We start from the raw sequence: 13,343 nt of genomic DNA on the forward strand, positions 1-13,343 counted from the left end.
CGCTCAGGCCAGCTACGCAGCCGGCGCCGCTTCCAGCCGCGCAATCGTTGCCATCAGCTCATCCGCCAATATCGGCTTGACCAGGTGCGCCGCGAACCCCGCCTCGCGCGACATGCGGCGATCCTGTTCCTGGCCGTAGCCGCTGACCGCGATCAGCACCGCGTCCGCGCAGCACGGCAGGCGCTTCAGGGCCGGCGCCAGCTCGTGTCCGCTCATGTCGGGCAAGCCGATGTCGAGCAGGATGAAGTCGAAGGTTTCTCGCCCAGCTACCTCCAGCGCGGCCTGCGCCGAATGCACCACCGTCACCCGGTGTCCCGCGGTATCGAGCAGCATGGCGAGCGTGTCTGCGGCGTCGACGTTGTCGTCGACCACCAGGATGCGGCTGGCCTCCGCCATGCCGGTGCCGGCCGCGGCAGCCGGCGTTGCGACCATACCGTGGCCGGCCGCCAGCAGCGGCAGCCGCACGGTGAAACTGCTGCCTTGTCCCGCGCCGCCGCTGTGCGCCTCGACGGCGCCGCCGTGCAGTTCGACCAGCTTTTTCACCAGCGCCAGGCCGAGGCCGAGGCCGCCCTGGGCGCGGTCCGGTGTGCGCTGGGCCTGGGTGAACAGGTCGAACACGACCGGCAGCAGGTCGGGGCCGATGCCGATCCCGTTGTCCTCGACCCGCAGCACCGCCATCTCGCCTTCCTGGCGCAGCGCGACGCGCAGTTCGCCGCCGTCCGGTGTGTACTTGGCTGCATTGTTGAGCAGGTTCGCCGCCACCTGGATCAGGCGGGTGCGGTCGCCGCACACCGGCAGGGGCTGGCCGGCGATGTCCACCGTCAGGCGGTGGCCCCGGGCCTCGATCAGCGGGGTGATCTGCTCGACCGCCTCGCGCAGCACCGCGCCCAGTTCGACGTCGGCCTGCTCGATCGTGGCCAGGCCGCGCGTGACGCGCGAGACGTCGAGCAGGTCGTCGACCAGGTGGGTCATGTGCGCGACCTGGCGCGAGATGACCTCGCTGGTCTGGCGGATCCGCGGCTCGTTCGCGAACAGCACGCGCAGCAACTGGGCGGCGCTGCTGATCGGCGCCAGCGGATTGCGCAGCTCGTGCGCCAGCATCGCCAGGAATTCGTCCTTGCGCCGGTGCTCGCGCTGCAGGTGTTCCTGCTGGCGGTGCAGGCGGTCGAGCATGCCGTTGATCGAGCGCGCCAGGTTGATCGTTTCGCTGCTGCCGGCCAGTTCCGCGCGCTGTTCATCGATGCCTTCCTGGCCGATCCGGCCGGCGAACTGTTCGAGCTTGCGCAGGTCCTGGGTCAGGCCCAGCGAGAAGCGCGAACCGAGCAGGAACACCAGCAGGGCGATCAGCGCGGCGCTGCCGCCGATCAGGCTGTACTGGGTCCAGGGCGTCGCCAGCAGGTGGCCGAGTTCGGACGCGTCGACCCGCAGGCTCAAGCCCAGGTGCGCGAACAGCGGCGGCACCCTGACCGGGACTTCGGTGCCGGGGCTGTGCGCACGTGCCGCCATCTGTCCTTGCCAGCCCAGGGCGGATGCGGTCCCGGGACGCAGGTCCTGCATCCTGACCTTGTACAGCAGCGCGCCCTCCGGGGTATTGGTGCGCGAATAGCGCAGCAGGCTGACGCCGACCAGTTCGGCCTGCGGGCCCTGGCGGAAGATGGCCGCGCTTTCCTTGCCTTCGTCGAGGCGCGCGCGCAGCCAGGCCAGCTGCGCCGGATCGAAGCGCTCGGAGCCGTTGCCGGCGATGGGTTTGCCTTCGAAATCGGTGAACAGGACCTGGACCGGAATGCCGTTGATCTGGCGCAGGCCGTTGATGAAGGGCGCCAGATAGGTTTCCCGGCCCGCGCTGTCGACCAGGGCGGTGGCCAGGATCGGGCTGCCCGCCACCTCGTCCATGCGCGAGGCCAGGGTCGCGAGGGTGTCGCCCACGGTGCGCGCCTGGAAGGCGGCTTCGCGCCCCTCCAGCAGCGCGACCGCGGCATTGTGCTGGCGATTCACCAGCCAGAACGAGGCCGCCGCCACCAGCAGCACGGCGGCCGCGGCCAGCACGGCCGAGGCGAAGGCGAAGCGCTGCGTCAGGCTTCGGGTCGCGAAGGTGGGCCACGCCATCATGTCAGTCGCCGGTCGGCACCAGCACGCCGTCGGGCCGGTAGCGCGCCATCAGGAGTTCGCGCGGGCCCAGGGCTTCGTGGCGGTTCGGAGCGAACGGCGGCGCGTAGTGCTTGACCAGGCCCTGGTGCGCGCGCACTTTCTCCAGCGCGTCGCGCACCGCCTTGCGGTCGGTGCTGCCGGCCAGGTCGATGGCTTTCGCCAGGATGTGCATCAGGTCGTAGGCATGGGCCACACCGACCGGTCCCTGAATGTCCTCGATCTTGCGCACCGGCGAGATCGCGGCGGCGCTCTGCATGAAGCGCGCCAGCGGCTTCTTGTCGGCCTTGAAGAAGGAGAAGGTCTGGATCACCGAGAAGTCGACCTTGTTCAGCGCCGGCCCGGCCTGGCGCACGAATTCGCCGCCGGTCACGCCCCAGTGGCTCAGGATCGGCAGGTGTTCGCGTTTCGGCAAGGCCGCCACTTCGCGCACCAGCACCGCCGCTTCGTCGTCGTTGGCGACCAGCACGATGGCCTGGGCGCCGGCGCTGCGCAGCGCCTGGTAGCGCGCGACCAGGGTCTGGTCGCGCCAGTTGTACCAGGCGGTCTGGACGATGGTGATGTCCTTGTTCGCCGCGACAAATTTCTCGGCGGCGGCCAGGTTGCTGCGGCCCCAGGAAGTGTTGGTCAGCAGCAGGCCGACCTTGTTCAGGCCGCGCTTGCGCGCCGTCTGCAGGAGCCTGGGCATGGCCAGGCTGTCGCGCAGGGACAGGCGGTAGACGTAGTTCGGCTGCATGTCGTTGTCGATGATCGCGTCGGCCGAGGACCACGGCGCCATGAACAGGGTGCGGGTCGCGCGCAGGGTCGGCAGTTCCTCGATGATCACCGGACTGAAGCGGCCGCCGAAGACGGCGACCAGGTCGGGCATGCGCGCGAATTCCTCGATGTTGCGGATGCCGCGCGCGGGAATCGACCGATGGTCGCGGGTGACCAGTTCGACCGGACGGCCTTTGAGCACGCCGCCGGCGCGGTTGATCTCGTGGATCGCCGCCCGCATCCCCAGTTCGACCGCCTGGGCCGAGGTGCTGTTGTCCAGGCCGAACTCGGCGTCGAGGCCGACGCGCACCGGCGCCGGCCCGGCCAGCGCGCCCGTGCAGACGGTCGACAAGGCAAGTAGCAGGGCGGTAAACGCGCGGTTCAGACAGGAGGGAAAGGAGAGCGGCATAGGTGTTGGACAAAACGCAATCCACCATTGTAAACCGCGCTGTGCGAAGAGAGTCCGCGCACGCGCTCGAAGGCAAGCATTTATTGCCTCAAAACAACAGATTTAGACGCTGACCCGGTCACGCCCCGCCTGCTTGGCGCGGTACAGCGCGGCATCGGCCGCCGCCATCAGGGCGTGCTCATCGTCGCCCGCCGCCAGGGTCGCCACGCCGAAGGAGCCGGTGACGTGCGGCAGCGGCAGCCGCATGTCGGGGAACACCATGGCCGTGCGCAGGCGTTCGGCCAGGCGCTCGGCCACCATCTCGGCCAGGCCGAGCGGCGTGTCCGGCAACACCGCCATCAATTCCTCGCCGCCATAGCGCACGGCAAAGTCCGACGGTCGCAACGAATCGCGGATCACGCCGGCCGCGCTCGACAGGGCGGCGTCGCCGGCGATGTGGCCGTGGGTGTCGTTGAAGCGCTTGAAGTGGTCGAGGTCGACCATGACGATCGACAGCGGGCTGCCGTCCTGGCGCGCGCGCATGGCCAGTTTGGGCAGCATCTCGTTGAGCCAGGCGCGGTTGTACAGGCCGGTCAGGCCGTCGTTCAGCGACAATTGCCGGTAGAACTCGCCCAGCTTCTGGCGCCGCTTCAACTGGGCGTTGGCGGCGCGCACCCGGAACGACAGCAGGCGCAGCAGGTTGCGCGCCAACCCGTTCGAGCGGTCGATCAATTGCCACACCAGCTCGGGTTCGATCACCAGCAGTTCGCAGTCCTCGAGCGCCGTCATGGCGGCCAGGTTGACCGCGTCGTCCAGCACCGCCTGCTCGCCCACGCTTTCGCCGGGCAGCACGCGGGTGGTGCCGGAATCGTCGACACTGTGCGCATCCGGCGCCACTTCGAGCGAACCCGACAGCACGATGTAGAGACGCGCGCGCAAGCCATCCTCGACGCGGGCGCCGGCCGCCACCTTGATCACCGCGCAAGGGGCGAGCGCCGCCACGACGCCCGGGTCGTCGGCATCGCGGAACAGCTGGAGGTCGCGCACGGCGTAGCGGGAGGCGCCGAAGGTGCTGATTTGGTCCAAGGAAAGTCTCTGGCGGAAAGCGTCGTTACGTCATGGCATGATAACCGATTGGAACTGCTGAGCGTGACTGGCGTTCCATAAACAACAGTGGTCCAATAGCGGCCATGACGACTTCCTCCCCCTTGGCCGACGCGCTCGGCCACCCCCACCCCCAGGCACCGGACGCCCGCATCGTGTCCCTGGTGCCATCGATTACCGAATTTCTGTGCGACCTCGGCCTGGCCGGCCAACTGGCCGGCCGCACCGGCTTTTGCATCCACCCGCGCGCGCTGGTCGAGAAAATTCCGAAGATCGGCGGCACCAAGGACGTGAACATCGAGAAGATCCGCCGCCTGGCGCCGACCCACCTGGTGGTGAACATCGACGAGAACGAGAAGCCGACGGTGGACAGGCTGGCGGAGTTCGTGCCGAACATCGTCGTCACGCATCCGGTGACGCCGCGCGACAACCTCGGCCTGGCGCGCCTGATGGGCGCTGTCTTCGGACGGGAGCGGGAAGCGGAGCGCTGGTGCGACGCGTTCGAGGCGGAGTATGCGGCCCTGCGCGCGTTGCCCAAGACGGCGAAGCGGACGGTGCTCTACTGCATCTGGCAGGATCCGTGGATGAGCGTGTCGCGCGACACGTATATCGCCGCGATGCTGGGCGAGCTCGGCTGGGAAGTGCCGCTGCTGGGCGAGGCGCGCTATCCCTCTTTTGCCTGGTCGGATGCGCTGGTGGCGCAGCTGGATGCGGTGCTGCTGTCGACCGAGCCGTATCGCTTCACGGAAGCGCATGCGGACGCGCTCGAGAAGCAGCTCGGCATTCCGGTGTTCCTGGTCGATGGGGAAATGATGTCGTGGTATGGCAGCCGCGCGCTGGCGGGGCTGCGCTACCTGCGCGAAGTCAGGGCGATGGTCGACGGCGTGGCCGGATGACACATGCACGCCCAGGGGCGTGCATGACCGTCACGGGCCGATCAGGAATCGGTCAGGTGCTTGTCCGACAGCGGATCGTCGACGGCCGGGGTCGCATGCTTGTTCTTGTCTTGCAGGCGGCCGATGGCGCTGTCGAGGGCGCGGGCGAGCTTGCCGCCGGCATTCTTGATCGACTGGCGCAGGTCGTCGGAGTGGTCGTGGATGACGATCGGCTGGTAGCCGCGCACGCGGGCTTCCATCATGACGGAATTGCCGCCATCGGCGTGCTTTTCCTTGTTCTCATTGCTCAGATGCACTTCGACACTGGTGATGTGATCGCCGAAACGGTCGATCGAGCCGCGCACGACGGATTCCACGTGCTCGTCCAGGCCTTGATGGTTTTGAATGGTGCGGTCGGTATTCACATTGATTTGCATATTCATTCTCCTGTAATCATGACGTCTTCATGGTACATGCGAGTCCAATTTGGCCGCGTCCTGTTGTGGCAGGTGGGGCCGGTCGCGCAAGTTGCAAGGCCGACCACACTGTTTTGTCGCTGGGAGCGCCCAGGACGCCGACGGGCTGGCGCGATGGCAGGGTGGTCCTCGACCGTCGGCACGCTCAGGCTGCGGCGCTCGACTTCTGCGCCTGCTCTTTTTCGTGATGCGGGAAGCGGTCCATGCGCGACAGCACCGGGAACAGCGCCGCCCAGATGCCGGTGACGGCCAGCGTGGCCGCGCCGCCCAGCAGGATGGCGCGCGTCAGGCCGAGCCAGCCGGCGGTGACGCCGGATTCGAATTCGCCCAGCTCATTGGACGCCCCGATGAACACCGAGTTGACCGCGCTGACGCGGCCGCGGATATCGTCCGGGGTCTCGTACTGCACCAGCAGGTGGCGGATGTAGACGCTGACCATGTCGCCCACGCCCAGCAGGAACAGGGCGCCGAGGGCCACCGGGAAGCTGCTGGTGAGTCCCATCGTCAGCGTGCACAGGCCGAACACGGCGACGCCGCCGAACATCCACAGGCCGACCCGGCGCGTGATCGGGAAGAAGGCGAGCAGGATCGAGCACAGCGCCGCGCCGGCGCCGGGCGCGGTGCGCAGCAGGCCCAGCGCCTGCGGCCCGGCGTGCAGCACATCGTGGGCATAGGCCGGGAGCAGGGCGGTGGCGCCGCCGAACAGCACCGCGAACAGGTCGAGCGAGATCGCGCCCAGCACGATCGGGCGCGACCACACGAAGCGCAGGCCCTCGAGCAGCGAGGACCAGCTGACCGGCCCTTGCGAGCGGGCCTGCTGGGTGGCGCGGGTGCCCGACATGCACAGCACCGCGACGACCAGCAGGCTGGCGGCCACCATGTGCACGGTCATCGGGCCGAAGGTGTACAGCAGGCCGCCGATGATCGGGCCGGCGATCACGGCCACGTGGAAGGTCGAGGAGCCCAGCGCCACGGCCTGGCTGAAGTCGCGGTCCGGCACCAGGTTCTTCAGCACCGCCTGCGAGGCCGGCATCATGAAGGCGCGCGCGGAACCGAACAGCACCAGGATCGCGAACACCGGCCACACGACGCGGCTTCCGCTGGCCGTGAAACCCACCAGCAGCAGGCTGCACAGCAGCTGGGTCGCCATGCACAGCAGGACGATGTTGCGGCGGTTGTGGCGGTCGGCCACGTGGCCGGCCCACAGGATCAGGACCAGGAAGGGCGCGAACTGGGCCAGGCCGATCAGGCCGAGGTCGAACAGGCTGCCGGTGATCTGGTAGACCTGCCAGCCGATGGCGACGCTCTGCATCTGCACCGCGAGGGTGGCGAGGAAGCGGGCGGACAGGTAGAAGGCGAGGTTACGGTTGCGCAGGACGGCCAGGCCGCTGGAAGAGGGCAGCAAAGACATGTAGGGCTTTCGGGGACGATGCTCGGGAACCTCAGCATTGTGCCCGATTTTCGTACGGTGGGCGGAGGACCGCCCACCGTACGACGGCGGCCCCGTTACGGTTGCGCGAGATCGGCTTCGGTGGTGAACGCGTCGGCGAAGAACTCCTCTTCCGGCAGCGCGCACTGCGCCACGTAGTCGGCGCGCGCCGAGTCCACCATGACCGGCGCGCCGCAAGCATACACCTGCCAGCCCGACAGATCCGGAATGTCCTGCATCACCGCCGCATGCACGTAGCCGGACCGCCCCTGCCATCCGTCCTCGGGCAGCGCATCCGACACCACCGGCACGTAGCGGAAGTCCGGCAGCGTGGTCTCCCAGGCGCGGCACAGTTCGTCCATGTACAGGTCCTGCGGCCGGCGTCCGCCCCAGTAGAGGCGCACGGGACGCGTCGACTTCAGGTGCATCAGGTGCTCGACCAGCGCCTTGACGGGCGCGAAGCCGGTGCCGGAGGCCAGCAGCACGATCGGCTTTTCCGACTCCTCGCGCAGGAAGAAGGTGCCGAGCGGGCCTTCGAAGCGCAAGATGTCGCGCTCCTTCATGGCGCCGAATACGTGGTCGGTGAACAGGCCGCCCGGCAGGTGGCGGATGTGCAGTTCGAGCGGGCCGGAATACGAGGGCGCGCAGGCGATGCTGTAGGCGCGGCGCTTGCCGTCCTTGAGCAGGAATTCGATGTACTGGCCGGCGCGGTAGGCCAGCGCCTCGTTGGCCGGCAGCTGCAGGGTGACGATGGCGACGTCCGGCGCGGCGCGCCTGATGGCGTTGACGCGGGTCGGCATCTTGCGCACCGGGTACTCCGAGCTGCCGCCCACTTCGCGCGCCTCGATCACCAGGTCCTGCTGCGGCACGGCGCAGCAGAACAGCGACATGCCCTGCGTCTTCTCGATGTCGCTGAGGGCGCGCGCCTGGTGCGGCTTGTGGGTCAGTTCGCCCTCGAGCACCTTGCCTTTGCAGGAGCCGCAGGCGCCGTTCTTGCAGCCGTAGGGCAGGCCGATGCCGGCGCGGATGGCGGCGGAGAGGACGGTTTCGTCATCCTCGCAGGTGAACTGGTGGCCGCTGGGCTGGACGGTGATCTGGAAAGTCATGTGCTGTCGTGACGTCAAAAAGTTATTGGTAAAACAAGGCGGCATTCTACACCGCCCCTGCAAAGGCCGTGGGACGGCTGGCTGTGCTAGAGTGGCGCGCTCCGCCCCGTCCATCTGCCTTCTTGCCATGATCCAGCGTCCCGCCTTTCACCGTCCGCGCCTGCTCGTCGTCGGCTGCGGCGACGTCGGCATGCGCGTGCTGCCGCTGCTCGCCGACCGCTTCCGCATCTTCGCGCTCACCAGCCAGCCCGAACGGCGCGCGGAACTGCGCGCCGCCGGCGCGGTGCCGGTGGTCGCCGACCTCGACCGTCCCGACACCTTGACACGCCTGCGCGGCCTGGCCGATGCGGTGCTGCACCTGGCCCCGCCCCAGCCGGAAGGCGCGCTCGACCGCCGCACCCGCCACCTGGTGGCGGCGCTGGGCGGCGTGAAACGCATGGTCTACGTCAGCACCAGCGGCGTGTACGGCGACTGCGGCGGCGCGCAGGTAAGGGAATCGCGCCCGGTAGCGCCGCGCAATGCGCGCGCGGTGCGCCGGGTCGATGCGGAACGCGTGCTGCGTGCCTGGGCGCTGGCGAGCGGAACCCGGCTGGCGATCCTGCGCGTGCCCGGCATCTATGCGCAGGACCGCCTGCCGCGCAAGCGCCTGGAGCAGGGCACGCCGGCCCTGCGCGCCGAAGACGACGTCTACACCAACCACATCCACGCCGACGACCTGGCGCGCATCGTCGCGCTGGCGCTGTTCCGCGGGCGCCCGGGGCGGGTGGTGCACGCGGTGGACGGCACGCGCCTGAAGATGGCCGACTATTTCGACGCGGTGGCCGACGCCCTCGGCCTGGAGCGCCCGCCGCGCCTGCCGCGCGCGGAGCTGCAGGCGGTGGTGTCGCCGGCGCTGCTTTCCTTCATGTCCGAGTCGCGCGTGCTGGACGACACGCGCTTGAGGCGCGAGCTGCGGGTGCGGTTGCGCTATCCGGACGTGGCGGCGCTGCTGGCGCGGATGCGGTCCGCTCCCGTACAATCCGGCACCCCCAAGGAGCCCACATGACTTATGAAGAATACCTCGACGAAGTGACCACCCTGATCGTCGAAAAATACGGCGTCAAGGATGCCGCCGCCATCAAGATCGTCGTCGACGCGCAGGACAAGGAATATTTCGTCGCCCACGACGACAAGCCCGAGATGCGCACCCTCGACCGCGCCCATGCCGATGCGCGCACCTTGTACCAGGCCAGCGGCATCGGCAAGGCCGCCGCCAGGAAAAAGTAAATCCCCCGCTCTTCCTGCCGCCTCCGGCCCGCGCCGGAGGCCATCGCACGTCCATACATCAAAAATCAGGTGGTCTTGTGCAAAAATTAATCATTATGTGTATCATTTCGTCCCTGACGAAAAATGCCATATAAACCATGCCGTCAGAGCATGGGGTGCTAATTTTTCGCGATAGATCACGGAAAGTGACAAATTATTAAACCATCCTGAAAGAATGACATGCCCATCCGCAGACTGCCCGAAGGCGCAGAGTACGACCCGAACCGGGTCCTCGACGCCATCATCGCCAAACTCCGCCTGAAGAACGACGCCGCCCTGTCGCGCGTGCTCGAGGTGGCCCCGCCCGTGATCAGCAAGATCCGCCACAACACGCTGCCGATCGGCGCCACGCTGCTGCTGCGCATGCATGAAGAGAGCGAATTCAGCATCGGCGAGTTGCGCGCGCTGATGGTCAAGCCGGTGGAGGAATTGGCGTTCTGATGGACGACGGCCGGGGGACGCGCAATGCGTTCCGCCGGCCGTCGGGGGCAGCTCAGTCAGGCTGCCAGCGCCGTTTTTCCTGGCGAGGAGCAAAACGCATACGCGGCGTTGGCGGATTCGCGCGGTTTCGAAGGCGAGGAGCAGAACGCGTACGCTGCGTTGGCGGCTTCACGCGGTGTCGAGGGCGACGAGCAGAACGCATGCGCGGCGCTGGCGCTCTGGCGCGGCGTGCCCGGCGAGGAGCAGAACGCGTAGTCCGCCGCGTTGGCGGCCTTGCGCGGCGCACCCGGCGACGAGCAGAACGCGAAGTCCCTTGCGTTGGCGGCCTGGCGCGGCGTGCCCGGCGACGAGCAGAACGCGGTGTCCGCGACCTCGGCGGTCTTGCGCGGCGCGCCCGGCGAGGAGCAGAACGCGGCGCCGGCGCCGGCCGCCTTGCGCGGGGTCCCGGGCGACGAGCAGAATGCCTGGGCCGAGCCGGCGGCTTCGCGCGGGGTGCCCGGCGAGGAGCAGAATGCGTAGTCGTTCATCGCGGGACCGGCGCCGAATTCCGCTTCATAGATCGCGCGCATGCGCTCCCCGCCAGCGGCATGGTCGTCGTCGCCCGCATCGGCGCCGATGCCGACGTAGGGATAGTGGTGCAGGAAGTAGCCGAACACGGCCTCGCAATCGCGGGCGTACTTCATCGTATCGAGGATGTGGTAGTGCCAGAAGGTGTCGACGTCGACGGTCGGCGAGGCCTCGGCATCCGGATACTTCTTCATCAGGAACAGGAAGCGGCGGTATTCCGTTTCGACAGCATCGGCCCGCGCCGCGGACCAGCCTTCGCCGGATTCCACGTGCATCAGTTTCATCTTGATCTGGCCAAGATCGAGGGCAGCGATGGCATCGCTTGCTGCGCTTGCCGCGTTGGCTGCGTTGGCTGCGGTTGCTTGGAATGCGGTTGCGAGTGCGTTCGTCGACATGATGTTCACCTTTTGTTGTAGACCTGCGAGTTGAGGTATTTCCTTTTTATCCCTAGTGTTTGAAGCGGTACTTTTCCAATCCCTCCCATACGGACGTGCTGCGTTAAGTGGAGGCCAGGAACGATGTCTTGACCGGAAGCATTGATAAAAATTGTCCTGCTTACGGTCAGTCGGAATGTTGACTTCAATCAACCAAGAAAGTGCTGTGTAGAAACGCCACAACATGGCCGTTTGCTCCCTTCAGGAATGGGCGATCGCCGGCATTGCCGGGTTCTCGTCCCGCTCACGGAAGGCGGGCGCGCCGGGCAGTTCCGGGCTGACGGGCACGGTGACGACGATGGTGGTGCCGGTCTCCGGTCCGCTGCTGATCGAGAAGGTGCCGCCGAGGATGGTGACCCTTTCCTCGATGCCCACCAGGCCGAAGGAACCGTTGCGGTTGCGGCTGTCCGGCGGGAGGCCGACGCCGTTGTCGCGGATCGTCATGGTCAGCACGTCGGCGTGAATGTGCAGGTCGATCCGCACCCGGCTGGCGCGCGCATGGCGCGCCACGTTGTTGAGCGATTCCTGCAGGATGCGGAACAGGGCGGTGGCGCAGTGGTCGTCGAGCTGGTGCTCGGTCTCGTCCTCGACCAGTTCGCAATCGATTCCGGTGCGGCGCGCGAAGTCGGCGACCTGCCAGTCGACCGCCGCGTTCAGGCCGAGGTCGAGCACGTTCGGACGCAGGTCGTTGATGATCTGGCGCACGCTGCGGATGGTGAGGTCGATCTGGCGCACCGTCTCTCGCGCGCGCTCGTGCAGGCGGCCGTGGCGGTCGCGGGTGCGGTTGGCGAGGATCTCGGCCTCGATCTTCAGGGCCAGCAGGTTCTGCGCTAGCTCGTCGTGGATCTCGCGCGCGATGCGCTTGCGCTCGCCCTCCTTGATCTGCTCCGCATGCGCGGCCAGCTGGCGCAGTTTTTCGTTGGTGGCCTGCAGCTTGGCCTGGCCGGCGCGCACTTCGGTCGTCATGTCTTCGGCCATGCGCAGGGCGGAGCGGCGCGACGACGCCAGGATCTGGTACAGGGCGTAGAGCAGGGCGGTGACGATGATGCCGGCGAGCGCCGCCAGCCAGGGCGAGGCGAAATCGTAGCGGCTGTACAGCGCCGACCTGTCGATGCTGAAATCGGCGCGCCAGTGACGCCGGTTGTATTCGATCGGCAGGCTGGCATGCAGCAGGCTGTCGTCATGCGACACCGGCGGCCGCGCGCGCGTGGTCGCATGGCTGTCGTACAGGATCCCGCCGCGCTGGCGCTCGCCGGGCACGCCGTCGAGGTCGGTCAGGATCAGGCGCACGCCCTCGGCCGGGAACTGCTCGAGGACGCCGTTGACCATCCGGTTGACGCCGAAGCCGATCCCGACCGAACCGATGTAGGCGGCGCGGCGCTGGGCCACGGTATCGATCGGCATGGCGCTGCGGTAGACCGGCAGGCGCATGGCGAGCACGTTCTGGATCGGGCCGGGCTGGATCCTGACGCGAAAGCCCGAGGCGGCGATGGTGTTGTTGTCGCGCGAGTCCGCCGCGATGCCGCGGATATAGTCGCGCTCTTCCAGGTCGAGGCCGAGCTTGTCGAGCGTCTGCGGAATCGCGGGCTCCATGTACACGATGATGGTGTAGCTGTCGCGTTCCGGCACGGGCCGCAGCCGCTTGGCCGGCTCGGGCATGCCGTAGGCGCGCAGGCGGCGGCGCACGTCGGCGTCGATCGCCGCCAGGCCTTGCGGCCCGACGCTGCGCGCGTAATTCATCGCCTCGATGCCGGGGAAGTTGCGCGGCGTGTCGAGCTGTTCGACGTAGTGGCGGAAGTCGTCGGCGCCGGCTTCCGGGTTGGCGTGGAGCAGCCCGGCCATCCCGCGCAGCACGTCGGTATAGCTCTTGATGCGGGCCTCGATCGCATACTGGGCGGCGCGCGCCATGCCGCGGAAACGCGACTGGGCGTCGGTGTCGATCGCGCGCGCGGTCGCCACGTACATCGCGGCGCCGACCGCTACCGACAAGGCGGAACCGAGCAACAGGGTGAAGGGATATTTGACTAGCTGTGCGGGAACGGCCATGGGCGGCTACCTCACTTACGGATAATGATGTATCGCAAACCGCGTATCGTAAATACGACAAACATACATTACGTTAGCTGGATTACTCAACAAAATACCTGGCTGTTTTACCAGGTTTACCATTCACGCCACGTAATTTTCCCTTGGAAACCTTTCAAAAGCACTAATAAAAACAGGCCCGCCCCCAGTGTGCGACTGGGCGCGGGCCTGTAGGAGTTCGCGCGGCGCCGTCTCTACCTTAGGCGCCATTGCGAATGAAGTGAATCGGCGC

The 13,343-nt window shown here is 67.5% G+C and carries 12 protein-coding genes; 4 read left to right on the top strand and 8 right to left on the bottom strand.

Translation table 11 applies throughout. The features are described from left to right. Positions 1 to 12 precede the first annotated feature (12 nt). The 3 genes from LQ564_RS14930 to LQ564_RS14940 all read right to left on the bottom strand — a co-directional run bounded on the left by LQ564_RS14930 (position 13) and on the right by LQ564_RS14940 (position 4,375). The gene (locus LQ564_RS14930) at positions 13 to 2,109 is read right to left on the bottom strand and encodes a hybrid sensor histidine kinase/response regulator (RefSeq protein ID WP_231058887.1); all 2,097 of its coding nucleotides are present in this window, start codon (positions 2,107 to 2,109) and stop codon (positions 13 to 15) included. Between the two features lies 1 nt (position 2,110). Further along, positions 2,111 to 3,310 carry an ABC transporter substrate-binding protein gene (locus LQ564_RS14935; RefSeq protein ID WP_231058888.1) on the bottom strand — a complete coding sequence of 400 codons (1,200 nt, stop codon included), beginning with the start codon at positions 3,308 to 3,310 and terminating at the stop codon, positions 2,111 to 2,113. A 102-nt stretch (positions 3,311 to 3,412) separates the two neighbouring features. Then, positions 3,413 to 4,375 carry a GGDEF domain-containing protein gene (locus tag LQ564_RS14940; RefSeq protein WP_231058889.1) on the bottom strand — a complete coding sequence of 321 codons (963 nt, stop codon included), beginning with the start codon at positions 4,373 to 4,375 and terminating at the stop codon, positions 3,413 to 3,415. Between the two features lie 104 nt (positions 4,376 to 4,479). Between LQ564_RS14940 and LQ564_RS14945 the strand changes: the two genes are divergently transcribed. After that, entirely contained in the window at positions 4,480 to 5,289 is an 810-nt protein-coding gene (locus LQ564_RS14945) for a helical backbone metal receptor (protein ID WP_231058890.1), read from the top strand. Positions 5,290 to 5,330: 41 nt separating this feature from the next. Here the strand turns inward: LQ564_RS14945 and LQ564_RS14950 are convergent, their stop codons facing one another. The 3 genes from LQ564_RS14950 to LQ564_RS14960 form a co-directional block, all read right to left on the bottom strand. Continuing rightward, positions 5,331 to 5,705: an HPF/RaiA family ribosome-associated protein gene (locus LQ564_RS14950; protein WP_231058891.1), complete on the bottom strand. Its 375-nt coding sequence runs from the start codon at positions 5,703 to 5,705 to the stop codon at positions 5,331 to 5,333. A gap of 184 nt (positions 5,706 to 5,889) precedes the next feature. Next, entirely contained in the window at positions 5,890 to 7,155 is a 1,266-nt protein-coding gene (locus tag LQ564_RS14955; RefSeq protein WP_231058892.1) for an MFS transporter, read from the bottom strand. 95 nt (positions 7,156 to 7,250) lie between these two features. Next, positions 7,251 to 8,279 (bottom strand): CDP-6-deoxy-delta-3,4-glucoseen reductase, encoded by a 1,029-nt coding sequence (locus LQ564_RS14960; RefSeq protein WP_231058893.1) that lies wholly within the window; start codon positions 8,277 to 8,279, stop codon positions 7,251 to 7,253. 127 nt (positions 8,280 to 8,406) lie between these two features. Here LQ564_RS14960 and LQ564_RS14965 point away from each other — a divergent pair, with 127 nt between their 5' ends. The 3 genes from LQ564_RS14965 (at position 8,407) to LQ564_RS14975 (ending at position 10,025) form a co-directional block, all read left to right on the top strand. Continuing rightward, on the top strand, positions 8,407 to 9,324 hold the full coding sequence (locus LQ564_RS14965) for an NAD(P)H-binding protein (RefSeq protein WP_231058894.1): 918 nt from the start codon (positions 8,407 to 8,409) through the stop codon (positions 9,322 to 9,324). After that, positions 9,321 to 9,545, top strand: coding sequence for a hypothetical protein (locus LQ564_RS14970; protein ID WP_231058895.1), 225 nt, complete (start codon positions 9,321 to 9,323; stop codon positions 9,543 to 9,545). Before LQ564_RS14965 ends, LQ564_RS14970 begins: the two co-directional genes overlap by 4 nt. Positions 9,546 to 9,764: 219 nt before the next feature. Next, positions 9,765 to 10,025, top strand: a complete 261-nt coding sequence (locus tag LQ564_RS14975; protein ID WP_231058896.1) for a hypothetical protein — start codon at positions 9,765 to 9,767, stop codon at positions 10,023 to 10,025. Positions 10,026 to 10,081: 56 nt separating this feature from the next. Here LQ564_RS14975 and LQ564_RS14980 read toward each other — a convergent pair whose 3' ends face one another. Together LQ564_RS14980 and LQ564_RS14985 are read right to left on the bottom strand one after the other, a co-directional pair. Further along, a complete protein-coding gene (locus LQ564_RS14980) occupies positions 10,082 to 10,987 on the bottom strand; it encodes a glycine-rich domain-containing protein (protein WP_231058897.1) in 906 nt (301 codons plus the stop codon). Between the two features lie 240 nt (positions 10,988 to 11,227). Continuing rightward, on the bottom strand, positions 11,228 to 13,072 hold the full coding sequence (locus LQ564_RS14985; protein WP_231058898.1) for a sensor histidine kinase: 1,845 nt from the start codon (positions 13,070 to 13,072) through the stop codon (positions 11,228 to 11,230). Between the last annotated feature and the right edge of the window lie 271 nt (positions 13,073 to 13,343).

Source organism: Massilia phyllostachyos (assembly GCF_021044825.1).
GTDB classification, from domain to species: Bacteria; Pseudomonadota; Gammaproteobacteria; order Burkholderiales; family Burkholderiaceae_D; genus Telluria; species Telluria phyllostachyos.